The organism is Alphaproteobacteria bacterium HT1-32, from assembly GCA_009649675.1.
Lineage (GTDB): Bacteria > Pseudomonadota > Alphaproteobacteria > Rhodospirillales > HT1-32 > HT1-32.
This window is the reverse complement of the sequence record WJPL01000001.1, coordinates 1,670,071-1,695,630: the sequence shown is the minus strand read 5'-3', so window position 1 is coordinate 1,695,630 and position 25,560 is coordinate 1,670,071. Positions and strand designations below refer to the sequence as shown.

Genomic DNA, 25,560 nt, shown 5'->3' with positions numbered 1-25,560 from the left:
GAAGGAAAGTTAATTGACGGTTTTCGCCTGAAAACCTTAGGTTTTGAAGTGAATATGGATACCGCGTCATTTCAGAATGCGGACCATCGGGAGAGAGACACTGAGCCAGACGCAGCCAAAGCCCGCACCGTATCCGTCGCCTGCAGATGCCGACGTCGTCATTATTGGCGGTGGTATGTCCGGCATTGCCGCCGCCCTTGCCGCGCGGCAGGCAGGCAGCCGCGTGCTGCTGGCCGAACGGCATGGCTTTCTTGGTGGTGCTGCAACAGCCGGATCGGTCGCCCAGTTTGTCGGCTGGACGACGCGCAGTGGCCGCAAGGTTATCCGCGGTGTCGCTGAACAGATTACAGAACGGCTGGTCAGGGAAGAAGGCGCTCACGGTCTCGGAACCTTTGTCATGTCCACCGGTCATCTGATGAACCGGGTTGAATATGATCCTGAAATTCTGAAAACCGTTCTTGATGACCTGCTGGCTGAAACCGGCGTGACTGTGCTGTTTCATGCAACCCTCTGTGGGGTCCGGATGACCGGCAACCATCTGACGTCGGTCCAGATCGCCAGTCAGAAAGGCCCCCTTGATCTGCGGGCACGCTGTTTCATTGATGCGACCGGCGACATGGCCCTGCTGGGTGCAACCGGTGCCCGTTTTCTGGAAGCCGGAGCCGCCGGGCCCCAGCCGGCAACGATGATGTTCGCCATGTCACCGGTCGATTTCACCCGGCTTGACAAGGTAAGTGCCGAAGAGCGCCGGCATATCGTTCAGCAGGGGCTGGCATCCGGCGACCTGCCGCGGGCTGCCCTGCATTACAGCCGGGTGCCCGGTGCCGATGTTGCCTGGTTCAATATCAGCCGGGTGACGGTCGATGCCACCGACCCGTTCTCGATGAGCGCCGGTGAAATGGAAGGCCGCCGTCAGGCCCGCCGCATCGCCCGGTTCCTGCGCCACAACCTTCCGGGATGTGAAGCGGCAAGACTTTGTCAGACAGCGCCGCAGCTTGGCGTTCGTGACACCCGCCGCACCGCCGGTGATTATGTGCTGACCGCCGACGACCTGCGGGCCGGGCGGGTGTTCGAGGATACGGTCTGTTGCGGTGCCTATCCGATCGACATCCACCACGCCGATGGCGCAGGCCTTACGATTGAAGAATTCGGTGAAGATCATTTTTATCGCATTCCCTATCGCTCGCTGTTGCCGGTCGGCCTCAACAATATCGCTGCTGCCGGACGGGGTATTTCAGCGGAAGCCGACGCCTTTGCCGCCGTCCGTGTGATGCCGACCGCCATGGCCATTGGTCAGGCCGCCGGGTTTGCGGCGGCACTGGCCGGGCGCGATCAGGGTGATTTTCGCAGCGTCGATATTGCAGAACTTCAGGCCGGACTGCGTCAGCAGAACGCCTTTCTGGGGAACTGACTGATGACCATGACAGTCCTGTTCCTGACCTTTGGTTTCTTCATGCTGCTCGGCACGCCGGTCGCACTTGCCATGGGCATCGCGTCGGTCGCCTGCATGCTGGTCTCCGATATCCCGGCGACGGTACTGATCTTTTCCATGGTCGACAGCCTTGGTGGTATCACCCTGCTGGCGATCCCGTTCTTCGTGCTGGCCGGTGAAATCATGAATTCCGGCGGTGTGACCAAACGTATCTTCGGGTTTGCTGACCTTCTGGTCGGCCATGTCCGGGGCGGACTGGCGCATGTGAACATTCTCTCCAGCCTGTTCTTTGCCGGTATTTCCGGCTCGGCCGTCGCCGATACCGCCGGGCTGGGCCGGATCGAGATCAGGGCGATGACAGAAGCCGGTTATCCCAGGCCGTTTTCTGCTGCCGTGACGGCCGCGTCGAGCTGTATCGGGCCGATCATTCCGCCGTCGATCCTGATGGTCCTCTATGGCACCATGGCCGATGTCTCGATCCCCGGCCTGTTCCTCGGCGGTCTTATTCCCGGCCTGATGCTGGGCCTGTTCATGATGGTCTATGTCTGGGTCGCCGCCCCGCCGGGTGTGAAACGGCGACAGCGCGCCGGACTGATCGAGATCCTGCGCAGCCTGCGCACCAATATCCTACCGCTGATGACGCCGCTCGTCATTCTCGCCGGTCTGGTCTTCGGCATTGTCACCCCGACCGAAGCAGGCGTAGTTGCCGTGGTCTATGCGCTGGCCGTCTCGCTGATCCAGGGCGACCTCAACCCGTGGGCCATTCCCGCCATGCTGGAAGAGGCGCTGATTACCACGACCCAGATCATGTTCATTCTGGCGCTGTCCTCGCTGTTCGGCTGGCTGGTAACAACCGAGCAGATTCCGGAAGCACTGGGAAAGATATTTCAGGAAAGCGGTTACGGAAGCTGGGCTTTTCTGGCTGCTGTAAATCTCGTGCTGCTGCTGCTCGGCACCTTCATGAGCCTGACCTCAATCCTGATTATCTTCACCCCGACCCTGATCGGCATGGGAACCGCACTGGGTGTTGACCCTGTGCATCTGGGCGTCGTGGTGGTCCTGAACCTGACGGTCGGCCTGATAACGCCGCCGCTGGGATGGGCACTTTATATTGTTACCGAGATTGCGGAAATCCGGTTCATCGACACGGCCCGTGCCATCGTGCCGTTTCTGATCCCGATTCTGCTCGTGCTCGGGCTGATTACCTATATTCCGGCGCTGGTACTGCTGCCGGTTGAACTGCTGCTGACTGTTAACTGACGGCCTGCTGAACAGGCCGGAAAACCAGAGAGGGAGAAGATGACCATGAAACTTGTGAAACTTGCCATTGCCGCCGGTATGACCGCCGGTCTGTTTGCCACGGCCTCCACGGCCAGTGCTGCCACCACCTTGCGGCTGGCCTGCCCGTCGGCACCGACCAACCCGACCTGCCTTGCCGCAACCCGTTTCGCGGACGAGGCGGCGGCCCTTTCCAACGGCTCGCTGGAAATCAAGGTCTTCCCGTCCGGGCAACTGGCCAAGGGCAAAGCCGCCATTCAGCAGACATCTGCCGGAATTATCGACCTTGTTGTCGAAGACATCTCGAATTACGGCAACTTCAATGCCGATTACAATGTGGTGAGCTGGGGCTTTACCTTCCGTGATGCCGGACATTTTGACCGGTTCCTGAAATCACCGGTTCATCAGCGGATGGCAGATGCTCTCCGTGACCAGCACGGCCTTCGCCTGCTCGCCGCAAACTGGCGCAAGCTGCCGCGGGTTGTGGTCTCCACCAAGCCGGTTTTCACACCGGCTGACGTCAAGGGTCTGAAATTCCGGGTGCCGGGCATTCCGTCCTATATCAAGACCTGGGAAACCGTTGGTGCCAACCCGGCTTCTGTCCCCTGGGGTGAAAGCTTTCAGGCGCTGAAAACCGGTGTCGTCGACGCAATGGAATCACCCTTCGATTCCGTCGTCAGCCAGAAATTCCATCTCGCTGCTCCCTATGTCACCCGGACCAATCACGTCTATGCGGCGATCAGTCTGGCCATCAATGAAACCAAATATCAGGCGCTGACAGAAGACGAACAGGCTGCGCTGGCTGAAGCCGCCAGCCGGGCCACCGATTATTCCGTCGAACTGGCAGAAGCCAGCGCCGCGCAGGTGGCTGCAAAAATCACCGGTGACGGCGGCTTTGTCATTGCCATCAATCCGGCTCCGTTCCAGCACCTGCTGGCCGAAGCCGCTGAACAGCAGGAAACCGATGGCCTCTGGGCCAAGGGACTGATGGCTGAAATTCAGGCTATCGAGTAACGCCTCGCCGGGGCGGGCACCCCCCCTATCCGGCCCGCCCCGTACCGATCTGAGAGAAGGACGACATACTGAATGTTCGCTGCGCTGGATCACCTCCTCGACCGCCTGTCGATGCTCTATCTCCGTCTCAGCCAGTTGTTGCTGGCAGGGCTGGTGCTGGCTGTGTTTGCGCAGGTGATCTGGCGTTACGCCTTCGAGAAATCATTCCTCGGCCTTGAGGAACTGACCGCACTGGCGCTGGTCTGGGTGGTGTTTCCGATGAGCGTGATTCTGCACCGGCGCGGACGCCATATCTGCGTTTCCGTGCTGTCCGATCTGTTTGGCCCCGGCCTGAAACGCCTTGCCGGGATCATCATCTCGCTTGGTGTGATCTTACTGGTTCTGTTCGTGCTGTATCAGCTCTGGCAGGTCTGGCCCTATCTGCGACTTAAATCACCGGTTTTCGGTATCCCGGACATTGCCTTCAAGGTCGCCCCGGCCTTTGCCTTCATCCCCATTGCCTTGCAGGAATTGCTGCATCTGGCCGGGCGGCGATCAGATGCAAGGCCTCCCGCTGCCTGAACCACCAGAAGAGTTCAGGTTTGCAGCCTGCGCGACATCAACAGCGCATCAACCGGTTTTCCGTCATGATGGTAATAACCGGGGCGTCGTCCGGACTCTGCAAACCCGCCCTGCCGGTACAGGGCAAGTGCCGCCGCATTATCAACTGCCACTTCAAGATGGATCACTTCAATATCCCGGTCTCGGCAGATATCCGTGAAGACCGTCAGTAACCGGCGGCCCCATCCCTGTTTCCGGAATGCGGGATTGACGATCAGGGCATAAATCTCCGCCTCTCCGGCAATGCCTGAGCCGATAATCGCACCGGCGACTTCCGCACCGACCTCTGCAATCAGGGCCACCGCCCGTTGTTCACGCATCAGCCACTGCACATTCTCCGGCGTCCAGGCATCCAGATCGGAAAACCGGAACAGGCCGGAAATCTGTGCGGCATCGGCCTCGCCCGCAGCGCGGATCTGCGCCGGGGATGTCATTCGCCCCGCTTTGCCCGCCGGGCAGCTTCAGCATCCGCCTGGGTGACAGCATCGGGCGGGCGGATATAAAGCGGATCAGCCGGTGACAGGTCGATCCCGGATGTCCGTTGCCGATGCGCCAGCAACGCCATTTCTGCCGCATCCGGCATCACGTCGATTCGTCGCAACGGGAGGCGCGGCAGCATCGGCTCTGCCTTGTCGCAGCCGTCACCGGCAAGAATGAAAGGTGCTTCCGCAATAACCCCTGCAATGCTGTCAGGCGTCGCGGCGATGATGTCAGAACAGGCCGTACCGTCGGGAGCAAACATCTGCACATAAGGCTCTGCCCGGCGGCCATCGACCGCTGCCAGAACAAAAGACGGGTTGTCTTCACCACGCTGGATGCCCGCCGCAATCACTTCTGTCGTCGTCAGACCAAAGACCGGTTTTCCACAGGCCAGACCAATGGCCCGGGCGGTCGCAAGCCCGATCCGCAAGCCGGTGAAAGCTCCCGGTCCGCGGGTCACGACAATGCTATCGAGCTCCGGAAATCCGACGCCGCTTTCTGCCATCGCAGCCTCAATCATACCAATCAGATGCTCTGACTGCCCGCGCCGCATTTCCTGATACAACCGGGCGACAATCTGCTCTCCGTCAGAAACCGCAACCGAACAGGCCCCGGTAGCGGTATCAATCGCCAGCCGTTTTTGCATATCAGCCATCACTGCACAGTTTCACGGAAGGGCTTTTTTGCCAGCCCCGGGACGGGTAACCTGACGACATGACGAGATTAATCCTGTTTCTGCTCATCGCGGTGCATCTCGGCCTGTCGACCCGGATCACCTTCGCCTCGGACGCGGGCCGTTCAGCCGTTGTCGTTATGTATCACCGCTTCGGCGAAGACCAGTTTCCATCGACAAATATCCAGATTGAACAGTTCGAGGAGCATCTGCGGATTCTGCAAAACGAGGATGTGCCGGTGCTGCCGCTGTCGCATGTCATTGACCGGCTGTCGGCCGGTGAAACCCTGCCGGACCGCGCCGTCGCCATTACGGTTGATGATGCCTATAAAAGCGTGATGACCGAGGCATGGCCGCGTCTGAAAGCTGCCGGTTATCCGATGACCCTGTTTGTCAGCACCGACATGGTCGATTCTGCGTCCCCCGGCGTCCTGTCGTGGGATGACATACGGCAACTGGCAGACGAAGGGATGGAGATTGCCCATCATACCACGAGCCATGCCCATCTGACCCGCATCACCCCGGAAGAGGTTGTCGCCGAGCTGGATCGTGCCGCAGAACGCTTCAAAAGCGAGCTGGGGCATGTCCCCGCACTTTTCGCCTATCCCTATGGCGAGGCCAGCCTTGCCGTCAGGGAAGCCGTCCGGGCCTACGGGTTCAAAGCCGCCTTCGGCCAGCATTCCGGCCCCACCCATGCGGGCAGTGACTTTCACTATCTCCCAAGATTCGCCCTGAATGAACGTTATGGCGAGACCGACCGGTTTCGTCTTGCGATTGGCACATTGCCGATTCCGGCCACCGATATCAGCCCGAAAGACATGGCCCTGACTGCCGCAAACAATCCGCCGCAATTTGGCTTTACCCTGACGCAGCGGCTGGATAACAGCGACCTGATGAATTGTTTCGCGTCACATCTGGGACAGGTTGCCGTCAACCGGCTGGGCGCAAGCCGGGTGGAAGTCCGGTTCGACAAACCCTTTCCAACCGGGCGCGGGCGCATCAACTGCACGGTGCCGGCAACCGGTGGCGGCTGGCGATGGATCGGCACCCAGTTCGTGATCGACCCGCAATAGCCCGGACGAATTCAGTCCTCTGGCAAAATTTCAATCTCGTCGTTTTCCCGGACTGTCGCCAGCACGGCCAGCAGATCCTTTCTGGCCAGCGCAACGCAGCCTTCGGTCGGGCCATAATCCGGACGGGCCAGATGCATGAAGATCGCACTGCCGCAACCCGGCACCGGCGGGGCGTCGTTATGGCCGAGGATCACGACCAGATCATACAGATGGTCATCGCGCCACATCACTTCATGACCCGCGTCAAAAGGCAGCCGGACCGGGCGGTTGTAGGCAGCGTGGGCCGGGTCGTCGCACCATCCGTCCAGCCGGTCGATCGGGCTGGACGGCAGCCCTGTGACAAGGTCATTCACGGCGATCCGGTCGGTCCGAACCAGCAGGCGTCGTAAGGGCCAGACACCGGCAGGTGTTGCGCCATCACCTTCCTTTTTTGTCCTGGTGACACCACCCCGGCCAAGCGCGCAGGGAAAGCTGCCCGCGCCTGAGTCAATTAGCCCCTTGCAACCCTCGGGGTGAACGATCAATTTCATGGCTCGTTCGTCTGATTAACCAGACAGCAAACGGAATTTCTGCTCATGCGTTTTATCTTCGTCCTGTTTTCACTGATGCTCGCGACTCCCGCATTTTCGGCGACCCCGCCTGAAGATGCCGCGGATATTGCGCGGATCGAGACCTATCTTAACGATATCACCACATTACGCGCCCGCTTTTTGCAGGTCGCACCCGACGGCGGCATGGCGGAGGGATCGCTGGCGCTGAAACGACCGGGCCGGATGCGCTTTGAGTATGACCCCCCGGCGCAGATCGAAGTCATCGCTGACGGATTGTTTGTGCATTACCACGACAAGGAACTGAAACAGGTCACCGCGGTGCCGATTTCCACAACCCCTCTGTCCGTCCTGCTGGATGACAAGGTTGTGCTCGACGGCAGCAATGACGGGATTGTGGTGACCGCGCTGGAACGCCGTCCGGGCCTGATCGCGGCAACCGTCGCCGACAAGGATGATCTGGGAAATGGTTCCGTCACCCTGATCTTTTCCGACCAGCCGCTGCAACTGCGCCAGTGGGTCGTGCATGACGCACAGGGACTGTCGACAAAGCTGACCCTGTTTGATGCCCGTCGGGGCGTTTCGCTGGAAAACGGCGACTTCTATTTTGCCAATCCCTATACAGCCGGTGGCGGCGGAGGTAACTGATATCATGGCGCTTGTTGTTCTTCCCTGCTGCGTTGGCGAAATCGACGGACATCAGCAACAAATCGTAAAACACAAATATGTCCGCGCCGTTGTCGATGGCGCGGGTTGCGGCGCCATTCTGGCCCCGTCCATGACGCCCCGGCAGGATGTCGGCCCGCTGCTTGATGCGGTCGATGGCGTCATGCTGACCGGATCAACCTCGAATGTGCATCCCGACAATTATCAGGGTGTCGCCCCCCGTGAAGGTCTGGCGCTGGATGTCATCCGTGATGAAAGCAGTCTTGCCCTGATCCGCGAGGCGGTCAGCCGGGATATTCCGCTGCTGGCGATCTGTCGCGGTATTCAGGAACTTAACGTCGCGCTGGGCGGCAGCCTGCATCAGCATCTGCAGGAAGTTGACGGCCGCATCGACCATCGTGCCCCGGAAGGTGAGCCGCTTGATGTCCAGTATGGGCCGGCCCACGGCGTTACCCTGACCGCAGGCGGTGTGCTGGCCGGGCTGAATGGTGACGAGACGGAACTTGAGGTCAATTCGATCCACCAGCAGGCCATTGACCGGCTGGCCGACGGACTGACCGTCGAGGCAATGGCCGCAGACGGCACGGTTGAAGCCGTCCGGATTACCAAAAGCCGGACCTTCCAGGTCGGCGTCCAGTGGCATCCGGAACACCGGTTTGGCGAGAACCCGTTTTCCCGGCATTTGTTCTCGGCGTTTGGGCGTGCCGTCAGGGCGCACAACGCCCGGCGCTGACACCGGCACAGATCGCGGATCAGCATTGCAATAATTGCACATCTTATGTGCAGCCTGCCTATTGATTAACCGATTATTCCTCCTTATCTGTTGTTCAAGAGAGAGCGGCATACCGCTCAAACCCAAAGGAGGTCTCCCCTACTTCCTTTGCTCCGAAGAGGAGCTAAATCGAGCGCCCGGTTATCCCCCTGACCGGGCGTTCTCGATTCCCGGTCAAAAATCCTCGCCAGCACCCGGCCTGCAACCGCTGGATTATCATCATCCGGCTGATAAAGTGCCGCGATGAAAATCAGAATCACCACCTGGAACGTCAATTCTGTCCGGCTTCGTGCAGACCGTCTGGCGCAACTCGTTGAGACCGCCCGTCCGGACGTTCTCTGTCTTCAGGAAACCAAGGTTACGGACGACCTGTTTCCGGTTGATGCCTTTGCCGAACTGGGATTTACCCATCACGTCATTCGCGGCCAGAAAAGCTATAACGGCGTCGCGATTCTGAGCCGCCTGCCTTTTGCAGAAACCGGTGGTGACATCTGGTGTGGACGCGAGGACTGCCGTCATATCAGTGCGCGACTGGAAGCCGGACCGGAAATCCATAATTTCTACGTCCCCGCCGGTGGCGACATACCGGATCGCGAACAGAACGAGAAATTCGGCCACAAGCTGGACTTCATCGCCGAGATGACCGCCTGGTCAGACCGCCGCAAGACCGACGGTGTGCCAAAGGTACTGGTTGGCGACCTGAACATTGCCCCGCTGGAAGCTGATGTCTGGTCGCATAAACAGCTGCTGAAGATTGTCAGTCATACGCCGGTTGAAACCGAAGGCCTGAACGGTGTCATGGCCGCCGGTGACTGGGTTGACGCCATCCGCCATATCCACGGACCGGACGAAAAGCTGTTCAGCTGGTGGAGCTATCGCAGCCCGAACTGGCAGACCAATGACCGGGGCCGTCGCCTCGACCATGTCTGGGTGACACCTGACCTTTCGCCCGCCCTGTCAGAAGCCAGCATCCTGCGCGATGCCCGCAGCTGGGAAAAACCGTCAGACCATGTGCCGGTAACGGTGCAACTGGACCTGTAGGCGCCTCCGGCTGCCCTTCATCCTTCGAGACAGCCTTACTTCTCGACCGGGTCGCCTTTACGTTCACCGATGATCAGCAGGGCGACCGGGCCGATGATGACGCCAAGGCCCATGGCGGCAAAGCCGATAACCCAGGACATGACAGTCGCCCCGTTGCCGCTGAGATCCAGTGCCAGTCCGAAGGCAATCGGGCCGATGGCGCTGCCGACGAATCCGAGCGAGGTATGCAGCGCCATCGCAGCGCCCGCATAGCCCGGCGGTGCATTGGCCACCATGCCCGAGGTAATCGCCGAGGAATCACCGGCGATAAAGGCGGCATAGATTACCAGAGCCGCAACCACCATCAGCGGCGACAGATTTGCCGAGAACCCGAAAAAGCAGGCGGCAATGGCGGAGCTTGTCATCACGATCAGCAGCCAGCGGCGACGGCCGATACGGATGGCGATCTCGTTGCCGATAACGCTGGCTGGCAGGGCAACAAGGCTGATGATCCCGGCAATATCGGTGGCCCGCACCGGAACCTCCCCGCCTGTCGCGCTGCCGGTCACAAAAGCAAAGGCGGTAAACACCACCATGCGCGAGCGGAAACCGAACAGCTCCCAGTTATGGCCGAGATAACAGATGATATAGGCCATGCAGCGACGGGCGCGCAGAACCGGCATGAAGTCAAAGCTGTGACTGGTACGAACCGGGGTACGTTCACGGTCAATCGGTGGTACGACAATCAGCACGATCAGGAAGGCCAGCACTGACCCCGCACTGAGCAGGATGAAGGACATCTCCCAGCCCAGAACCGTATTCAGCCGCCCGGCAAGGAAATAGGAAACCGCCGTTCCCACACCAAAACTGGAGGTATAGATCGCCACCGCCCGTGACTGCCGGGCACCTTCCAGCTTGTCCGTCAGGCATTTCAGGCCGGGCATGTAGGAACCGGCCAGCGCAAAACCCAGAACCGCATGCAGGATCAGGGCGCTGACAAGGCCGCTGGCAATCAGCCCGAAGCCGACCGCCGACAAGGCGGCAATTCCTGTTGAGAAAAGATAGATGCGTTTCGGGTCAATACTGTCGGTGCGGGTGACCAGCAACAACCCGCCCCCGATATAGCCGACAAAGAAAACCCCGCTGATCAGACCGGATTCGGTCTGGCTGATGCCCCAGGCCGCCTCGAACACATCAATCAGGGCGACGAAGGCGAACATACTGGACATGCTCAGCACATGCGCGATGCAGACAGCAATAATCAGATGCAGGGGCGACAGCTTCAGGGGCATGACAGAACAACCATCAGAAGGCGGGAGCGGAATGCTAGCCGATCCGATTACGAAACGCATGTAAAGAAAGACATATTTCTGTCGTTCAGAGAATTTCCGGATTCATTGACGGAGCAAGTATTTTAAGCTTAAAATATATCTGTGTTACAGGGGGACTGACGTGAAGATCATCTGTATCGGAGGCGGCCCGGCGGGACTCTATTTCGCGATTTCGATGAAGCTGCGCGATCCGTCACATGATATCACCATTCTGGAACGCAACCGCCCGGACGATACCTTCGGATGGGGTGTTGTCCTGTCAGACCAGACCCTTGGCAATCTTCGCAACACCGACCCGGTCAGCGCAGCAACCATTGGTGAGAACTTTTATCACTGGGACGATGTGGAGACCCATTTCAGGGGTCAGGTAGAGCGGTCCGGCGGGCATGGCTTCTGCGGCATCGGCCGGATGAAGCTTCTGAATATCCTGCAGGCACGGGCCGCAGAACTTGGCGTCGATATCCGTTACGAGGCCGAGGTCGACGGCACAGAAACCTTTGCCGACGCCGATCTGGTCATCGCCGGAGACGGGGTCAACAGCCGCATCCGCAACGCCCATGCCGAACATTTCCGTCCGGATATTGATGTCCGTGCCAACAAGTATATGTGGCTCGGAACCCATCAGAAATTCGATGCCTTTACCTTTATCTTCGAGCAGACAGACGCTGGCTGGATCTGGATACACGCCTATCAGTTCGATCAGGAAACCTCGACCTTCATCGTTGAATGCGGAGAGGAAACCTGGCGCGGACTTGGCTTCGACAAGCTGGATACCGACGAGACAATCACAAAACTGGAAGAGATTTTCTCCGGCTGGCTGGGTGGCCACAAACTGATGAGCAATGCCCGCCATCTGCGCGGTTCGGCCTGGCTGAACTTCAACCGGGTATCCTGCGAAACATGGCGGCATAAGAATATCATCCTGATGGGAGATGCGGCACATACCGCCCATTTCTCCATCGGTTCCGGCACCAAGCTGGCGCTGGAAGATGCCATCGACCTGTCCGCCCGCCTGCATGAAGGCAAACCGCTGGATCAGGCGCTGGCCGACTACGAAGATGCCCGGCGGACCGAGGTGCTGCGCCTGCAAAGCGCCGCCCGGAATTCGACGGAATGGTTCGAACATGTGGAACGTTATGTCGGCCAGTCGCCGGAACAGTTCAATTATGGCCTGCTGACCCGCAGTCAGCGGATCAGCCATGAGGAACTGCGCCTGCGCGACCCGGACTGGCTGGCCCGGCTGGAAGACTGGTTCCTGACAAATGCCGGTGGCAGACGGACAGACAGCAGCACCCCCACCCCCCCCATGTTCGCCCCCTATCGGTTACGCGGCATGACCCTGACCAACCGGGTCGTGGTCTCGCCCATGTCGATGTATTCCGCGACCGATGGTCTGGTCGACGATTTTCATCTCGTCCATTACGGATCACGGGCACAGGGCGGGGCCGGACTGGTGATCACCGAAATGACCGATGTCAGCGCCGAAGGCCGGATCACGCCGGGTTGTGCCGGTCTTTATTCAGAGGCTCATGTTACGGCGTGGAAACGGATTACGGATTACGTCCACCGGCACAGCAGTGCAAGGATCGCCCTGCAACTGGGACATGCCGGGCCGAAAGGATCGACCCGGATTGGCTGGGAAGGCATGGACCAGCCGCTGCCGCAGGGTGAAAACTGGGACCTGCTGGCCCCTTCTGCCCAGCCCTGGAGTGCCGGCAACGCCACCCCCCGGGAAATGGACCGCGCTGATATGGACAGGGTGCGCGGCCAGTTCGTTGCCGCTGCCCGCCGGGCTGATACTGCCGGGTTCGACATGCTGGAACTGCATTGCGCCCATGGCTATCTGCTGTCCGCTTTCATCACCCCGCTGACCAACCACCGCCGCGATGAATACGGGGGCTCACTGGAAAACCGGCTTCGGTTCCCGCTGGAAATTTTCACGGCGATCCGCAATGTCTGGCCAGAGGATAAGCCGGTTTCTGTCCGGCTGTCGGCCCATGACTGGGTTGAACAGGATGGCCTGACACCGGACGACGCGGTCATCATCGCCGGTCTGCTGCGGGAAGCCGGCTGCGATATCATTGATGTCTCCTCCGGACAGACCTCACCGGACGCAAAACAGGTCTACGGGCGTATGTACCAGACCCCTTTCGCCGACAGGATCCGCAACGAGACAGGCATTGCGACCATGGCCGTCGGCAATATTTTTGAAGCCGACCATGTGAATTCCATTCTGGCCGCCGGACGGGCTGACCTCTGCTGTCTTGCCCGGCCACATCTGGCCGATCCGAACTGGACCCTGCGGGCAGCAGCTCAGCAGGGTTTCCGGGGTATCGACTGGCCAAAGCCTTATCTCAGCGGACGTGATCAGATGGAGCGGAACCTGCAAAAGCAAATGGAAGCGGGATTCAGGATATGAGCGGACTGGCAGGCAAACATGTTGTTGTGACCGGCGGCGGCACCGGTATCGGGCTGGCGGTTGCAAAGGCCATGACGCAAATGCGGGCAACCGTCACCATCATGGGGCGCGACCGCGACCGGCTGGAACAGGCCGCGGGTCGCCTGATCGGTACCCGGGCCATTGCCTGCGATGTCTCCAAAGCAACCAGCGTCGCCCAGGCCTTTCGTCAGGCACAGGCCAACAGCGGCCGGATTGACGTGCTGGTCAACAATGCCGGTACGGTCGAGACCGCGCCCTTCGGCAAAATGGATGAAGATGCCTTCCGCCGCATGCTCGATGTCAATCTGATGGGCGTTTTCCATGCCAGCCAGGCGGCCCTGCCCGGCATGCTGGAAAGTGGCTGGGGCCGTATCATCAACGTGGCCTCCACTGCCGGGCTGAAGGGCTATGCCTATGTTTCCGGTTACGTCGCGTCAAAACATGCGGTGATCGGCCTGACCCGCTCACTGGCACTGGAAACTGCGAAGAAAGGCATCACGGTCAATGCGGTCTGTCCGGGCTATACGGAAACCGAGATCGTCACCACAGCCATCGACAGGATTGCCTCAAAAACCGGACGCAGCACCAGCGAGGCGCGGGCCGATCTGGAAGCCAGCAATCCGCAGGGACGGCTGATCCAGCCGGAGGAAGTCGCTGCCACCGTTCTGTGGCTGGCCGATCCGGCGCAGTCTGCCCTGACAGGTCAGGCCATCGCCATTGCCGGCGGCGAGGTGATGTAATCATGCCGGATAATCACAAGACATCTTACGACCTGCTGGACGGCCATGACCGGGATCGTCTGCGCCTCTGGCTGCGGATGCTGGTCTGCTCGACCATGATCGAACGCGAATTGCGGGCCGGGCTGCGGTCACGCTTCAACGTCACCCTGCCCCAGTTCGACCTGCTGGCCGCCCTGCATGATGCCCCGGACGGGCTGACCATGACGGAATTGTCACAAAGCATGATGGTCTCCAACGGCAATATAACCGGTGTTGTCGAGCGGCTGGAACGGGACGGCGATGTCCGCCGTGAAGCCAAACCCGGCGACCGGCGCAGCTCGGTTATTCATCTGTCGGAACAGGGCCGGGAAAAGTTCGTCACCATGGCGCGGGAGCATCATGGCTGGGTAGCCGACATGCTGGGCGGGCTGGATGACACGGAAATCGGACAACTCTCCGACCTGTTATCCCGGGCACGGAAATCGGTGAAAAATAACATCGGGAAGGGAGCTGCGTAATGTTGATGGCCGATCTGAAACCGGGGCATTTCAAATGGCAGATGCAGGGTGATGTGGCGATCATCACGCTGAATCGGCCGGAAAAGAAAAACCCGCTGACCTTCGACAGCTATGCCGAACTGCGCGATACGTTCCGCGATCTGGTCTATGCAGATGATGTGAAATCGGTCGTCGTCACCGGTGCCGACGGGAACTTCTGTTCCGGCGGCGATGTGTTCGAAATCATCGAACCGCTGACCAAGATGAACATGAAAGACCTGCTGGCCTTCACCCGGATGACCGGCGACCTGATCAAGGCCATTCGCGCCTGCCCGCAGCCGGTCATTGCCGCGCTGGACGGTATCTGTGCCGGGGCCGGCAGCTGTATCGCCATGGCCGCAGATATCCGTCTTGGCACACCGACAGCCAAAACCGCCTTCCTGTTCACCCGTGTCGGCCTCGCCGGCTGTGACATGGGGGCCTGTGCCATCCTGCCCCGGATCATCGGGCAGGGCCGGGCCTCCGAACTGCTGTTTACCGGGCGCTCCCTGTCGGCAGAGGAAGGTGAGCGCTGGGGCTGGTTCAACCGGCTGGTACCATCTGACGAGCTGCTGAATGAAGCCATCGCCTTCGCCGCCCGGCTGAACGAAGGCCCGACCTTTGCCCATGGCATCACCAAGACCATGCTGAATCAGGAATGGTCGATGACCATTGATCAGGCGATTGAGGCCGAAGCACAAGCACAGGCCATCTGCATGCAGACCGACGACTTTACCCGGGCGTTCGAGGCCTTTGCCGCGAAACAGAAACCGGTCTTCGAGGGGAACTGACCATGGCGGACCAGAGCTTCCTCAACTGGCCGTTCTTTGAAGACAGACATCGTGATCTGGCAGGTCAGGTTGATGACTTTGCCGCCAGTCAGGTGCGCGATAACCTTCATGGTGACAGCGATCTCGATGATGATTGTCGTGAACTGGTCCGGCGGATGGCCGCGGAGGGTCTGTTGCGCCATGCGGTTCCGGCCGCCTGGGGCGGGGTCTCCGACAAGCTGGATGTCCGCAGCCTCTGCCTGATCCGCGAAACACTGGCCCGACATAACGGTCTCGCGGACTTCGCCTTTGCCATGCAGGGGCTGGGGGGCGGCCCGATCAGTTTTTATGGCAATGATGACCAGCGCCGTCGCTGGCTGCCGGCCATTGCCGCAGGCAAGACCATTCCCGCCTTTGCCCTGTCTGAACCTGCCGGTGGCTCAGACGTCGCCGCCATGGCGACAACAGCCGTCAGGGATGGCGACAGCTTTATCCTGAATGGTGAGAAGACCTGGATATCCAACGGCGGTATCGCCGATATGTATGTCGTCTTTGCCCGGACCGGCGAGGCTCCCGGTGCCCGTGGCCTCTCGGCTTTCATCGTCGAGGCGGATAATCCCGGCCTGAAAATCGCCGGGCGGATTGATGTCTCTGCCCCGCATCCGCTGGCCCGGCTGGTATTCGAAGAATGCCGGGTCGACGCCGGGGCCATGATTGGCGAAGGTGGCGCGGGTTTTCGCATCGCCATGGGCACGCTGGATGTCTTTCGCTCCACCGTCGGGGCCGCCGCCCTTGGCTTTGCCCGCCGTGCCCTGGATGAAGCACTGGACCGGGCGTCATCCCGCGAACTGTTTGGCGCACCGATGGCCGAATTGCAGATGGTTCAGGGCAAGATCGCGGATATGGCGGTCTCCGTCGATGCGGCCGCCCTGATGGTCTACCGGGCGGCCTGGACCAAGGATAACGGTGCCGAGCGGGTCACCCGCGAAGCCTCGATGGCCAAGCTGTTTGCCACGGAAGAGGCGCAGAAGGTTGTCGATCAGGCGGTGCAGATCATGGGCGGGCATGGCGTGGTCGCCGGTAATCCGGTGGAACGGCTCTATCGCGACGTCCGGGCCTTGCGGATCTATGAGGGGGCATCAGAGATTCAGCAGGTCGTGATTGCCCGGCAGACACTCAGCAACCATTCAGCAGCTTCACAGTCCGGAGGTGCCGCATGACCGCCTATACCGCTCATCTCGACACATTCGCCCGCGACAACCTGCCGCCGCCAGATCAGTGGCCGGTCATGGATCTGGCGAAAGCCGGGCTGAAATATCCCGAACGCCTTAACTGCGCCACCGAGTTGCTGGATAACAAGGTGCAGGCCGGACTGGGCCCAAAGCCGGTTTTCTACACACCCCGGGAAACCTGGACCTATGCCAATCTGCAGGACCGGGCGAACCGGATCGCTCACGTGCTGGTGGATGAGCTGGGCCTGAAGCCGGGCAACCGGGTGCTGATCCGCGCCGCCAACAACCCGATGTTCGTCGCCTGCTGGTTTGCCATCGCCAAAGCCGGCGGCATTGTCGTTGCCACCATGCCGCTGCTGCGTGCGAAAGAACTCTCGGTCATCATCGACAAGGCAGAGATTGATTTCGCCCTTTGCGATGAACGCCTGTCTGAGGAAATGGAAAAAACCCCTGCGCTGACCAGCCGGCTACAGCGCATCTGCTATTTCAACGGCTCCGGCGAACCGGGGGCGGGCGCCGAACTGGAACGGCTGATGTCCGATAAGTCGCCGAACTTCGATACCGTACAAACCGCTGCCGAAGATGTCGTCCTGATCGCCTTTACGTCCGGCACGACCGGGCTGCCGAAAGGTACGATGCATTTCCACCGTGACGTCATGATCATCAACGATGCTTACTGCACGAAGATGCTGCGCCCCGGCGTGACCGACATTTTCATCGGCTCACCGCCCATTGCCTTTACCTTTGGCCTTGGCGGACTGGTGACCTTTCCGATGCATGTCGGCGCGGCAACGGTGTTGCTGGAGAAGGCATCACCACCGGTTCTGGCTGCTGCGATTGATGACTTCCGGGCCACCATCTGTTTCACCGCACCCACTGCCTACCGGGTCATGACCGATCTCAGCCAGGATTTTGCCCTGACCTCGCTGCGCAAATGCATCTCTGCCGGGGAAACCCTGCCGGTCCCCATCCATGAAGACTGGAAACGCGCCACCGGCATCGGGATCATGGATGGCATGGGTGCTACCGAGATGCTGCATATCTTCATCAGCTTCCCTGAGGAAATGGTCCGGCCCGGCGTAACCGGCATGCCGGTACCCGGATATGAAGCGATGATCGTCGATGACAATATGAATGAAATGCCGCGTGGCGAAGTCGGCAAGCTGGCGGTACGGGGACCGACCGGTTGCCGTTATCTGGCCGATGACCGGCAGAAGAACTATGTCCGGGATGGCTGGAACCTGACGGGGGATGCGTTCCTGCAGGATGAGGACGGTTTCTTCCGCTTTGCCGCCCGGGCCGACGACATGATCATTTCTTCAGGCTACAACATTTCCGGGCCGGAGGTCGAAGAGGCGCTGCTGTCTCATGATGCTGTCGCTGAATGCGGGGTGGTTGCCGCCCCCGACGCGGCCCGCGGCCATATCGTCAAAGCCTATGTGGTGCTGCGCGAAGGCCAGTTCCCGTCGCCGGAACTGGTGAAGCATATGCAAGATTATGTGAAAAATGCCATCGCCCCCTATAAATATCCCCGCGCCATCGAGTTTCTGCCAGCCCTGCCCCGCACTGAAACCGGCAAGGTCCAGCGGTTCCGTCTGCGCCAGATGGCCGAGGGCAAGGAATAAGTTAAGGAGACTATCCGTATGAAGACCCTGTTACCCGAAGGCTGGCCACAGCCGCGCGGTTACGCCAACGGCATCAAGGCCTCTGGTGAAATCATCTTTGTCGCCGGTCAGATCGGCTGGACCCCGGAAGGCCTGTTCGAGACTGATGACTTCGCCGCGCAGTTTCGCCAGACGCTGGAAAACACGCTCGCCGTGCTGAAAGCCGGCGGGGCCGGACCGGAGCATGTCGTCCGGATGACCTGGTTCATCACGGACAAGCCGGCCTATCTCAGCAATCTGAAACAGATCGGACAGGCCTGGCGTGACCTGATGGGACGCAACTATCCGGCAATGGCGGTGGTTGAGGTTTCGGCTCTGATGGAGGATCGTGCGCAGATCGAGATTGAGACGACCGCAGTGATTCCCTGAAGGAGCAGTGCCGATGGGCTGGCGCGATCTGGCGAAAACCGAACTGGTCCGGCAATACAACAACCGTGGTCTGGTGCCCGACCATCAGGATTTTTTTGCGACCTGGGACGACTGGAGCGAGGATTACCGCAAGCGCGCCCCGAAATATGTCCCGGACATCTCCTATGGCCGGTCGGATGCGGAAAAGCTCGATCTGTTCTTGCCAGATGCCGAGAATCCGCCCCTGCACCTGTTCATTCACGGCGGCTACTGGCAGGCAATGGGCCGCAAGAATTTCAGCTTCATTGCCGAAGGCCTGAACGATCACGGGGCTGCTGTCGCCGTTATGAGTTACGGGCTCTGCCCGGATGTGACGATTTCGGATATCGTCGGGCAGGTACGCAGATGCGTCGCCTTTTTGCTGAAATCCGGCCAGACGCTTGGGGTTGATTCCAGCCGCCTGTCGATTTCCGGGCATTCAGCCGGTGGTCATCTGGGTGCCGTACTCTGTGCCACAGACTGGTCAGCCTACGACCCCGGGCTTCCCAACCATCCGATTTCCGGTGCCGTCCTGATCAGCGGTCTGTACGAGCTGGAACCGATCATCCACACCCCGATCAATGACGCCGTCCGGATGACCGCAGACTCCGCTGAAGAAAACAGTCCGATCTTCATGCCGCCCCGTACCCGTGCCAGCATCAGTTGCGTCGTCGGCGGGGATGAAAGCCCGGAATATCACCGGCAGTCGGATGATTTCACTGCCAGCTGGGCCGCCTCCGGCGCCCATATAACCAAAAGCTCCCTTCCCGGAACCAACCATTTTTCGGTTGTCGAAAGCGCCTTTGACATGAACGGGCCGATACTCTCGATGATCGACTCCCAGAGGTAACCGAACCATGTCCCTGTCATTTGATGATTTTCTGAAAACCGATATCCGCGTTGGAACGGTCATTCAGGCCGAACCTTATCCGGAAGCCCGAAAGCCTGCGATCAAGCTCTGGATCGATTTTGGCGAGGAGATTGGCACCCGGAAAACCTCGGCACAGATCACCGTGCATTATACGCCGGAAAGTCTGATTGGCCGTCAGGTTGCAGCCGTCGTCAACTTTCCGCCAAAGCAGATCGGCAAGTTCATGTCGGAATGTCTGGTTCTGGGCTTCCCCGATGACTCCGGTGCCATTGTGCTGATTGCACCGGACCGGAAAATTCCGAACGGCGGGCGGCTCCACTGATTTCTCCGATCCGGTGCTTGCTGGCATAGGCGTTTGCCGTCAGCATACCGGCAATGCGATATCAGGGGGAGGCCGATGTCAGATAACAGCTATGAGAAGGGACGGCTGAACCTGCCCTTTGTCGGGCATTGCACCTTTGCAAAATCCCCGCCGCTCACCGACTGGGACAAGATCGACGCCGACGTGGCCGTGCTCGGTGTGCCCTATGACATGGGAACCCAGTACCGGTCCGGTGCCCGGTTTGGCCCGCGTGCCATCCGCGAGGCATCGACCCTGTTCTCCTTCGGCCATGCCGGTGCCTATGACTTCGAGGACGACGTGGTCTATCTGCCGGATGGCGAGGTCAGGATTGTTGATGTCGGGGATGCCGACATCGTCCATACCGATACAATGCAAAGCCACGCGAACACGGAATTCGCGGTGCGTAAAATTCTCGAAGCGGGTGCCCTGCCGGTCATTCTTGGCGGCGATCATGCGGTTCATGCCCCCTGCATGGCGGCCTATGCCGGTCAGGAACCGGTTCATATCATCCATTTCGATGCCCATCTTGATTTCGTCGATGAACGGCATGGCGTGCGCTATGGCCATGGCAATCCGCTGCGCCGGGCCTCCGAAATGGTCCATGTCACCGGCATGACCCAGATGGGTATCCGCAATGTATCCTCGTCGAACCGGTCAGATTATGACGCCGCACGCGATGCCGGATCCGACATTCTGTCCGTCCGCGATGTGCGCAGACTCGGACCGCAGGGCGTTCTGGACCGGATCCCGAAGAATGTCCGCTATTACGTCACCATCGATATCGACGGGTTCGATCCGTCTATCGCTCCGGGAACCGGCACACCCAGCCATGGTGGCTTCCAGTATTATGAAGTCCTCGAAATTCTTCAGGGGCTGACAAAGCAGGGCGACGTGGTCGGTATGGATCTGGTCGAGGTAGCACCGGCTTACGACCCGTCCGGCATCACCGGCATTCTCGCCGCACAGTTGCTGATGAATTTTCTCGGCTTCATCTTTCACGAACGCAAACTCAGGGCAGGCAAGAGCTCATCGGAATGACGGATATCTTTGAACAATCACTCGGACAGAACGCGGCCAACCATTTACCGCTGTCACCCATCAGCTTCCTGCGCCGGTCCGCCATGGTCTATCCGGATAAAGCCGCCATCATTCATGGCCGGATCCGCATTACCTACAGCCAGATGCTTGACCGCTGCCGGCGGTTTGCCTCTGCCTTGTCCGCACGGGGCATTGGCCGTGGTGATGCCGTCAGTGTACTGGCAATGAACACGCCCTGCCTGCTGGAATCCCATTACGGCATTCCAATGGCCGGTGCCGTACTGAATGCCATCAATACCAGACTGGATGCGGCGACGATTGCTTTCATTCTGGAACATTCCGAAGCGAAGATGTTCATCGTCGACCGCGCCCTGTCTGCGGTTGCGCGTGAGGCCCTGTCGCTGACCACGGCCCGCCCCATCGTCATTGATTATGACGACCCGGAATATACCGGACCGGGCGACCTCATCGGAACCGGCGAATATGAGGCAATGCTGGCCGCCGCCGATCCGGATTATCCGGTCACCCTGCCGGAAGACGAATGGCAGGCCATCAGCCTGAACTATACCTCCGGCACGACCGGTAATCCGAAGGGCGTGGTCTATCATCATCGCGGGGCCTATCTGAATTCGGTCAGCAACGCCTTCGCGTTCGAACTGAATGACCGCAGCACCTATCTGTGGACCCTGCCGATGTTCCACTGCAATGGCTGGACCTGTACCTGGGCGGTTACCTTTGCCGGGGCAACGCATGTCTGCCTGCGGGCCGTTGATCCGAAAGAAATCTTCCGGCTGATTGTCGACGAGCAGGTTACCAATATGTGCGGAGCACCGATTGTCCTGAACATGCTGGTCCATGCTCCGGCTGCGGTGAAACGCAGCTTCGGTCATACCGTCAAGGTGGCGACAGGTGGTGCGGCACCCCCAAGCGCCATCATCTCATCAATGGAAAAGATGGGTTTCAGTGTCTCGCATCTCTATGGCCTGACAGAAACCTACGGCCCGTCGACAGTCTGCGTCTGGCAGCCGGAATGGGATGACCTCGATATCGATGACCGGGCGGTCATGATGTCGCGGCAGGGCGTACAGACCGTCGCCTTTGAAGATGTGCGGGTCTTTGATCCGGAGACCTTCACCGAAGTGCCCTGGGACGGTCAGCAGATCGGTGAAATGTTCATTCGCGGCAATGCGGTGATGAAGGGGTATCTGAAGAATCCGGATGCAACAGAAGCAGCCCTTGCCGGCGGCTGGTTCCATACCGGCGATCTGGCCGTCACCCATCCCAATGGCTATATCGAGGTCAAGGATCGCTCAAAGGACATCATTATTTCCGGTGGCGAGAACATCTCCTCACTGGAAATCGAAGAAGTTCTCTACAAACATCCGGACATCATGGAGGCCGCCGTTGTCGCCCGCCCTGATGAAAAATGGGGGGAAACGCCCTGCGCCTTCGTCACCCTGCGGGAAGAGGCCGGGCCGGTAACAGACGCCGATGTGATTGCTTTCTGTCAGAGCAAGATGGCCCGCTTCAAGGCCCCAAAGACCGTCATCTTCGGCCCGCTGCCCAAAACATCAACCGGGAAGATCCAGAAATTTGTGCTGCGGGAACGGGTACTGGAGCTGTCGTAAAAATACCGGACCGACCAGATAACTAGACGACGTTCCTTTCCAGCACGAGATCCTGTCTCCGGAACCGGGCTGGCGAAAAGCGTGACAGGTCAAGTGACTGGAAACCGCCCGTCAGCAGCAGTTCCGCCATGGCACGGCCGACCGCCGGAGCCTGTTGCAGGCCGTGGCCGCTGAAACCGGAGGCGACGTGCAGATTTTCGAATTCCGGAACCAGCCCGAGGACAGCATTCTGGTCGACCGGATTATAATCATAATGCCCGACCCAGGCATTGATCACCTTCACCGCCTCGAACAACGGCGCGCGTTCGGCAAGGACAGGCCAGATATCTTCCTCGAACTGGCGGTAATCAACCGGATCCTCAACGCGCCAGCCCGGCGGGTCATCTGCCGCATCCGGTGACTTGCCACAGATAAAATATTTCCCCTCAGGCCGGAAATAAACACCGGCGGGATCAACTACCAGCGGGCAGTCCGGGATTTCCTGCCGGGCATCGATGACGAAAACCTGACGACGACGCGGCTCCACCGGAATATCCGCACCGGCAAGGCGGGCAACCGTGCCACTGTCCGGGCCGGCGGCAATAACCACCTCGCCACACCGGATCACGTCACCAGACGCCAGGGACACCCCGTTCACCCGGCCCGCCGCCTGTTCGATGCCGATCACCCTGTCGTCTATCAGCAGCGCCCCCTGTTCGCGGGCTTTGCGCCGGAAGGCCTGTAGCAGGCTGGCCGGATCGATCCAGCCTTCGCCGCTTTGTCCAAGCGCGCCGGCAGCCAGCCCCGCCGGTGAAAGCCAGGGAAAACGGATACTGATTTCGTCTGGTGACAGCAGCCCAATATCCGCACCCATCGATTGCTGAAGTGCCGTATTACAGCGAAGAATATCTTCACCTGCCGCACTCGCCAGCATCAGATAGCCATTTTCCCGGAACGTCACTTCCGGCTGCTCATTCCCGACCGCCAGCAAAATCCCGGCATCCCGGACAAACCGGGCGGCATAGAGTGACATTGCGATATTTTCAGCGGTGGAGAACTGTTGCCGGATCCCGCCAACGGAAAGGGTAGTGCTGGCCTGTGTGAAACAGCGGTCTTTCTCGATCAGGGCAACTGTCGGCGGGTCAGGAGCCTGCGTCAGGAACCAGGCAATCGCACTGCCTATGACGCCTCCGCCCACAATAGCGATATCGACAGACTGTTTCATGATCTGATCATGACAACGCCGCGACAGAAATCAATCCGCGCGGCGTCATATATCCCGTAAGATCATCCGGCACTTCCGGACAGAACCGGAAGTGCCGGCAATATTCTGTCTATTTTTCCCGATAAGCTTTATGGCAGGCACCACAGGCACCGCCCAGCTGCTTGAAGGCCGCACCAAAGGCAGCCATGTCACCGGTCTTCGCGGCTGCCGCTGCATTGGCGGCAGCTGTGTCAAATCCTGCGAGCACTTTCTTGAAGCCTTCCGGATCGCTCCAGATTTCCGCTTTTGCCTTGGTCTCACCCGCATCAGGACCAGATCCTTCCGGGAACAGGCTGGGGGCATTCGCGGCGATCATGGCCAGCGCATCAGCATGGCCGGCAAGCTGGTCCTTATGTGCGACCTCACCTTTGAGAATAGCCGCCATCGCCCCCATATGAGCCCCAACAGCCTTGTAGTTTGTCTGCCGGTATTTGATGTCATCTTCGCCCGAAGCGCTGGCCGCGGTGGCACCGAGCAACAGGGTAGAAGCAGCGATCAAAACTGCCGCAGTTTTCTGAAACGTGAACATCGGGAGAGCCTCTCTGTTTGATTCTTTTGTTATCCTGACTGCAAAAAAACAGCAGTCCATGTAATTACAGGAGTTTCAGTCTAGTTTGGTATCACGATTAATTTATTCACCCGGTCCTTTGCAGCTTTTCAGGTTTTGCAATGTTTGATGGGGTACTCAAAACGACAACAGGAGTCCGACCGTGTATTACCTCCGCCTCTGTGCCGCCGTGACCTGTCTGGCCCTGACCCTTCCCGGTGTTGCCGCCGCCACCGGTGCAGCCAGCGCGCTGATGATGATCCAGACCCGGGCACCGGATACCCCCGGCGGTCAGGGGCTGCTGGCAACGGTTTATGGCGAAGCCCGTAATGTTGAACGTCATGCACGATATGCCGCCAGCAAGACCGATGATCTGGACTGGATGAGGACACAGGCACGCCATGTCATTCATGCTATCGAACCGGAACCGGCATTCAATGGTCGCGGGCTGGGCTACGGACTGAAAAAGGGGCTGGCCGGGCTGTCACTTGCCGTCGGGCGGGCGGCCGGCGCCGAGGATGCGACGGAGGGCGTGAAGATGCACGCAGCCCATGTCGCGGCGGCGGCATCCGACAGCATGACCCGCGCAGACACCATCCGGGCGCTGGCTGACAGCATCATCCGGGCCCCGGACCCGCATGTGGCCGCACCGCTGGTGCTCAAGATGCGTGACCTGTCCCTGCAACTGATGACCGGTGTCGATCTGGACCGGGATGGCAAGATTGCCTGGACCGGCGGCGAAGGTGGTATTGATCAGATTGCTGCTCACGTTCAGCTGATGGCTGACGCCCTGTCGCAATGACGCTGCCGGGACGAACCCTGATACTGGCAATCTGTCTGCTGGTTTCGGCTGGCACAGCCACCGCGCAGAGTGTCGTGGAGACCCGGCAACAGGGTATGCAATTGCTGCAGAACAGCGTGAACCGGCTGCTTGTGCTGGAATCAGCCGACCCCGCCGCCTACCGGCCCCGCGAGGTCGCCGAGCAGTTCTACATCATGACTGAAGTGTTGAAGAGCGTCAGCCGCCTGTTCCCCAACAGCCGGGCATCCCATGGCGGGCGGGCAAGTCCGGTCATCTGGCAGTTGCGCCGGAATTTTGACCGGCTGTTCACCGAGGCCCAGCGGCAGTCAGACAAGGGCTTTGTTGCCGCCCGTCGCATGGGCGGCGCCCGTCCTGCGGTGAAGGCGGCGCTGTCCGAAGTCGTTCAGACCTGCACCACCTGTCACACCCAGTTTCTGAGAAACTGACCCGGAA

The 25,560-nt window shown here is 59.8% G+C and carries 27 protein-coding genes; 21 read left to right on the top strand and 6 right to left on the bottom strand.

Features of this window, described 5'->3' with window-relative positions; genetic code table 11:
* Window positions 1–76 precede the first annotated feature (76 nt).
* The 4 genes from GH722_08050 to GH722_08035 all read left to right on the top strand — a co-directional run bounded on the left by GH722_08050 (window position 77) and on the right by GH722_08035 (window position 4,285).
* A complete protein-coding gene (locus GH722_08050) occupies window positions 77–1,411 on the top strand; it encodes an FAD-dependent oxidoreductase (protein ID MRG71717.1) in 1,335 nt (444 codons plus the stop codon).
* Window positions 1,412–1,414: 3 nt separating this feature from the next.
* Window positions 1,415–2,692: a TRAP transporter large permease subunit gene (locus tag GH722_08045; GenBank protein ID MRG71716.1), complete on the top strand. Its 1,278-nt coding sequence runs from the start codon at window positions 1,415–1,417 to the stop codon at window positions 2,690–2,692.
* 39 nt (window positions 2,693–2,731) lie between these two features.
* A complete protein-coding gene (locus GH722_08040; protein MRG71715.1) occupies window positions 2,732–3,724 on the top strand; it encodes a hypothetical protein in 993 nt (330 codons plus the stop codon).
* 72 nt (window positions 3,725–3,796) lie between these two features.
* Window positions 3,797–4,285, top strand: a complete 489-nt coding sequence (locus GH722_08035; GenBank protein MRG71714.1) for a TRAP transporter small permease subunit — start codon at window positions 3,797–3,799, stop codon at window positions 4,283–4,285.
* 14 nt (window positions 4,286–4,299) lie between these two features.
* On the opposite strand, the gene rimI is transcribed toward GH722_08035, so the two are convergent.
* Window positions 4,300–4,758 carry a ribosomal-protein-alanine N-acetyltransferase gene (rimI, locus tag GH722_08030; GenBank protein ID MRG71713.1) on the bottom strand — a complete coding sequence of 153 codons (459 nt, stop codon included), beginning with the start codon at window positions 4,756–4,758 and terminating at the stop codon, window positions 4,300–4,302.
* Complete coding sequence (gene tsaB / locus GH722_08025) at window positions 4,755–5,459, bottom strand: tRNA (adenosine(37)-N6)-threonylcarbamoyltransferase complex dimerization subunit type 1 TsaB (protein MRG71712.1); 705 nt, start codon at window positions 5,457–5,459, stop codon at window positions 4,755–4,757. The genes rimI and tsaB overlap by 4 nt, the downstream gene beginning before the upstream one ends.
* Window positions 5,460–5,518: 59 nt before the next feature.
* Between tsaB and GH722_08020 the strand changes: the two genes are divergently transcribed.
* Window positions 5,519–6,550 carry a polysaccharide deacetylase family protein gene (locus tag GH722_08020; protein MRG71711.1) on the top strand — a complete coding sequence of 344 codons (1,032 nt, stop codon included), beginning with the start codon at window positions 5,519–5,521 and terminating at the stop codon, window positions 6,548–6,550.
* Between the two features lie 11 nt (window positions 6,551–6,561).
* On the opposite strand, the gene GH722_08015 is transcribed toward GH722_08020, so the two are convergent.
* Window positions 6,562–7,080 carry a L,D-transpeptidase family protein gene (locus GH722_08015; GenBank protein ID MRG71710.1) on the bottom strand — a complete coding sequence of 173 codons (519 nt, stop codon included), beginning with the start codon at window positions 7,078–7,080 and terminating at the stop codon, window positions 6,562–6,564.
* A 45-nt stretch (window positions 7,081–7,125) separates the two neighbouring features.
* Here GH722_08015 and GH722_08010 point away from each other — a divergent pair, with 45 nt between their 5' ends.
* The 3 genes from GH722_08010 to xth all read left to right on the top strand — a co-directional run bounded on the left by GH722_08010 (window position 7,126) and on the right by xth (window position 9,577).
* On the top strand, window positions 7,126–7,746 hold the full coding sequence (locus GH722_08010; GenBank protein ID MRG71709.1) for an outer membrane lipoprotein carrier protein LolA: 621 nt from the start codon (window positions 7,126–7,128) through the stop codon (window positions 7,744–7,746).
* Window positions 7,664–8,497, top strand: a complete 834-nt coding sequence (locus tag GH722_08005) for a gamma-glutamyl-gamma-aminobutyrate hydrolase family protein (protein ID MRG71708.1) — start codon at window positions 7,664–7,666, stop codon at window positions 8,495–8,497. Before GH722_08010 ends, GH722_08005 begins: the two co-directional genes overlap by 83 nt.
* 288 nt (window positions 8,498–8,785) lie before the next feature.
* Window positions 8,786–9,577, top strand: coding sequence for an exodeoxyribonuclease III (xth, locus tag GH722_08000; protein MRG71707.1), 792 nt, complete (start codon window positions 8,786–8,788; stop codon window positions 9,575–9,577).
* A 35-nt stretch (window positions 9,578–9,612) separates the two neighbouring features.
* On the opposite strand, the gene GH722_07995 is transcribed toward xth, so the two are convergent.
* The gene (locus GH722_07995; protein MRG71706.1) at window positions 9,613–10,908 is read right to left on the bottom strand and encodes an MFS transporter; all 1,296 of its coding nucleotides are present in this window, start codon (window positions 10,906–10,908) and stop codon (window positions 9,613–9,615) included.
* 100 nt (window positions 10,909–11,008) lie between these two features.
* Here GH722_07995 and GH722_07990 point away from each other — a divergent pair, with 100 nt between their 5' ends.
* The 11 genes from GH722_07990 to GH722_07940 all read left to right on the top strand — a co-directional run bounded on the left by GH722_07990 (window position 11,009) and on the right by GH722_07940 (window position 22,515).
* Window positions 11,009–13,306, top strand: coding sequence for a bifunctional salicylyl-CoA 5-hydroxylase/oxidoreductase (locus tag GH722_07990; GenBank protein ID MRG71705.1), 2,298 nt, complete (start codon window positions 11,009–11,011; stop codon window positions 13,304–13,306).
* The gene (locus tag GH722_07985) at window positions 13,303–14,067 is read left to right on the top strand and encodes an SDR family NAD(P)-dependent oxidoreductase (protein MRG71704.1); all 765 of its coding nucleotides are present in this window, start codon (window positions 13,303–13,305) and stop codon (window positions 14,065–14,067) included. Before GH722_07990 ends, GH722_07985 begins: the two co-directional genes overlap by 4 nt.
* A gap of 2 nt (window positions 14,068–14,069) precedes the next feature.
* Entirely contained in the window at window positions 14,070–14,564 is a 495-nt protein-coding gene (locus GH722_07980; GenBank protein ID MRG71703.1) for a MarR family transcriptional regulator, read from the top strand.
* A gap of 5 nt (window positions 14,565–14,569) precedes the next feature.
* A complete protein-coding gene (locus GH722_07975) occupies window positions 14,570–15,373 on the top strand; it encodes an enoyl-CoA hydratase family protein (protein ID MRG71702.1) in 804 nt (267 codons plus the stop codon).
* 2 nt (window positions 15,374–15,375) lie between these two features.
* Window positions 15,376–16,572 carry an acyl-CoA dehydrogenase gene (locus tag GH722_07970; GenBank protein MRG71701.1) on the top strand — a complete coding sequence of 399 codons (1,197 nt, stop codon included), beginning with the start codon at window positions 15,376–15,378 and terminating at the stop codon, window positions 16,570–16,572.
* A complete protein-coding gene (locus GH722_07965; GenBank protein MRG71700.1) occupies window positions 16,569–18,209 on the top strand; it encodes an AMP-binding protein in 1,641 nt (546 codons plus the stop codon). The genes GH722_07970 and GH722_07965 overlap by 4 nt, the downstream gene beginning before the upstream one ends.
* Window positions 18,210–18,227: 18 nt before the next feature.
* On the top strand, window positions 18,228–18,617 hold the full coding sequence (locus tag GH722_07960) for a RidA family protein (protein MRG71699.1): 390 nt from the start codon (window positions 18,228–18,230) through the stop codon (window positions 18,615–18,617).
* Between the two features lie 13 nt (window positions 18,618–18,630).
* Window positions 18,631–19,485, top strand: a complete 855-nt coding sequence (locus tag GH722_07955) for an alpha/beta hydrolase fold domain-containing protein (GenBank protein ID MRG71698.1) — start codon at window positions 18,631–18,633, stop codon at window positions 19,483–19,485.
* A 7-nt stretch (window positions 19,486–19,492) separates the two neighbouring features.
* Window positions 19,493–19,828, top strand: a complete 336-nt coding sequence (locus GH722_07950; GenBank protein ID MRG71697.1) for a tRNA-binding protein — start codon at window positions 19,493–19,495, stop codon at window positions 19,826–19,828.
* 75 nt (window positions 19,829–19,903) lie between these two features.
* Window positions 19,904–20,887, top strand: a complete 984-nt coding sequence (gene speB / locus GH722_07945) for an agmatinase (protein MRG71696.1) — start codon at window positions 19,904–19,906, stop codon at window positions 20,885–20,887.
* Entirely contained in the window at window positions 20,884–22,515 is a 1,632-nt protein-coding gene (locus GH722_07940) for an AMP-binding protein (protein ID MRG71695.1), read from the top strand. The genes speB and GH722_07940 overlap by 4 nt, the downstream gene beginning before the upstream one ends.
* A gap of 22 nt (window positions 22,516–22,537) precedes the next feature.
* Here GH722_07940 and GH722_07935 read toward each other — a convergent pair whose 3' ends face one another.
* Together GH722_07935 and GH722_07930 are read right to left on the bottom strand one after the other, a co-directional pair.
* Window positions 22,538–23,719, bottom strand: coding sequence for an FAD-dependent oxidoreductase (locus GH722_07935; GenBank protein ID MRG71694.1), 1,182 nt, complete (start codon window positions 23,717–23,719; stop codon window positions 22,538–22,540).
* 109 nt (window positions 23,720–23,828) lie between these two features.
* On the bottom strand, window positions 23,829–24,347 hold the full coding sequence (locus GH722_07930; GenBank protein MRG71693.1) for a hypothetical protein: 519 nt from the start codon (window positions 24,345–24,347) through the stop codon (window positions 23,829–23,831).
* A gap of 121 nt (window positions 24,348–24,468) precedes the next feature.
* Here GH722_07930 and GH722_07925 point away from each other — a divergent pair, with 121 nt between their 5' ends.
* Together GH722_07925 and GH722_07920 are read left to right on the top strand one after the other, a co-directional pair.
* Complete coding sequence (locus tag GH722_07925; GenBank protein MRG71692.1) at window positions 24,469–25,107, top strand: hypothetical protein; 639 nt, start codon at window positions 24,469–24,471, stop codon at window positions 25,105–25,107.
* A complete protein-coding gene (locus tag GH722_07920; protein MRG71691.1) occupies window positions 25,104–25,553 on the top strand; it encodes a hypothetical protein in 450 nt (149 codons plus the stop codon). The genes GH722_07925 and GH722_07920 overlap by 4 nt, the downstream gene beginning before the upstream one ends.
* The last annotated feature ends 7 nt before the right edge of the window (window positions 25,554–25,560 follow it).

What these genes read in the sequence shown, in the direction of transcription:
- rimI (MRG71713.1), bottom strand. Translation starts at nt 4,758, where the DNA reads ATGACATCCCCGGCGCAGATCCGCGCTGCGGGCGAGGCCGATGCCGCA.
- GH722_08015 (MRG71710.1), bottom strand. Translation starts at nt 7,080, where the DNA reads ATGAAATTGATCGTTCACCCCGAGGGTTGCAAGGGGCTAATTGACTCA.
- tsaB (MRG71712.1), bottom strand. Translation starts at nt 5,459, where the DNA reads ATGGCTGATATGCAAAAACGGCTGGCGATTGATACCGCTACCGGGGCC.
- GH722_07955 (MRG71698.1), top strand. Translation starts at nt 18,631, where the DNA reads ATGGGCTGGCGCGATCTGGCGAAAACCGAACTGGTCCGGCAATACAAC.
- GH722_08035 (MRG71714.1), top strand. Translation starts at nt 3,797, where the DNA reads ATGTTCGCTGCGCTGGATCACCTCCTCGACCGCCTGTCGATGCTCTAT.
- GH722_07940 (MRG71695.1), top strand. Translation starts at nt 20,884, where the DNA reads ATGACGGATATCTTTGAACAATCACTCGGACAGAACGCGGCCAACCAT.
- GH722_08045 (MRG71716.1), top strand. Translation starts at nt 1,415, where the DNA reads ATGACCATGACAGTCCTGTTCCTGACCTTTGGTTTCTTCATGCTGCTC.
- GH722_07935 (MRG71694.1), bottom strand. Translation starts at nt 23,719, where the DNA reads ATGAAACAGTCTGTCGATATCGCTATTGTGGGCGGAGGCGTCATAGGC.
- GH722_08050 (MRG71717.1), top strand. Translation starts at nt 77, where the DNA reads ATGCGGACCATCGGGAGAGAGACACTGAGCCAGACGCAGCCAAAGCCC.
- GH722_07970 (MRG71701.1), top strand. Translation starts at nt 15,376, where the DNA reads ATGGCGGACCAGAGCTTCCTCAACTGGCCGTTCTTTGAAGACAGACAT.
- GH722_08010 (MRG71709.1), top strand. Translation starts at nt 7,126, where the DNA reads ATGCGTTTTATCTTCGTCCTGTTTTCACTGATGCTCGCGACTCCCGCA.
- speB (MRG71696.1), top strand. Translation starts at nt 19,904, where the DNA reads ATGTCAGATAACAGCTATGAGAAGGGACGGCTGAACCTGCCCTTTGTC.
- GH722_07960 (MRG71699.1), top strand. Translation starts at nt 18,228, where the DNA reads ATGAAGACCCTGTTACCCGAAGGCTGGCCACAGCCGCGCGGTTACGCC.
- GH722_07995 (MRG71706.1), bottom strand. Translation starts at nt 10,908, where the DNA reads ATGCGTTTCGTAATCGGATCGGCTAGCATTCCGCTCCCGCCTTCTGAT.
- GH722_08020 (MRG71711.1), top strand. Translation starts at nt 5,519, where the DNA reads ATGACGAGATTAATCCTGTTTCTGCTCATCGCGGTGCATCTCGGCCTG.
- GH722_07975 (MRG71702.1), top strand. Translation starts at nt 14,570, where the DNA reads ATGGCCGATCTGAAACCGGGGCATTTCAAATGGCAGATGCAGGGTGAT.
- GH722_07965 (MRG71700.1), top strand. Translation starts at nt 16,569, where the DNA reads ATGACCGCCTATACCGCTCATCTCGACACATTCGCCCGCGACAACCTG.
- GH722_08040 (MRG71715.1), top strand. Translation starts at nt 2,732, where the DNA reads ATGACCATGAAACTTGTGAAACTTGCCATTGCCGCCGGTATGACCGCC.
- GH722_07950 (MRG71697.1), top strand. Translation starts at nt 19,493, where the DNA reads ATGTCCCTGTCATTTGATGATTTTCTGAAAACCGATATCCGCGTTGGA.
- GH722_07985 (MRG71704.1), top strand. Translation starts at nt 13,303, where the DNA reads ATGAGCGGACTGGCAGGCAAACATGTTGTTGTGACCGGCGGCGGCACC.
- GH722_07930 (MRG71693.1), bottom strand. Translation starts at nt 24,347, where the DNA reads ATGGACTGCTGTTTTTTTGCAGTCAGGATAACAAAAGAATCAAACAGA.
- GH722_08005 (MRG71708.1), top strand. Translation starts at nt 7,664, where the DNA reads ATGCCCGTCGGGGCGTTTCGCTGGAAAACGGCGACTTCTATTTTGCCA.
- GH722_07920 (MRG71691.1), top strand. Translation starts at nt 25,104, where the DNA reads ATGACGCTGCCGGGACGAACCCTGATACTGGCAATCTGTCTGCTGGTT.
- GH722_07980 (MRG71703.1), top strand. Translation starts at nt 14,070, where the DNA reads ATGCCGGATAATCACAAGACATCTTACGACCTGCTGGACGGCCATGAC.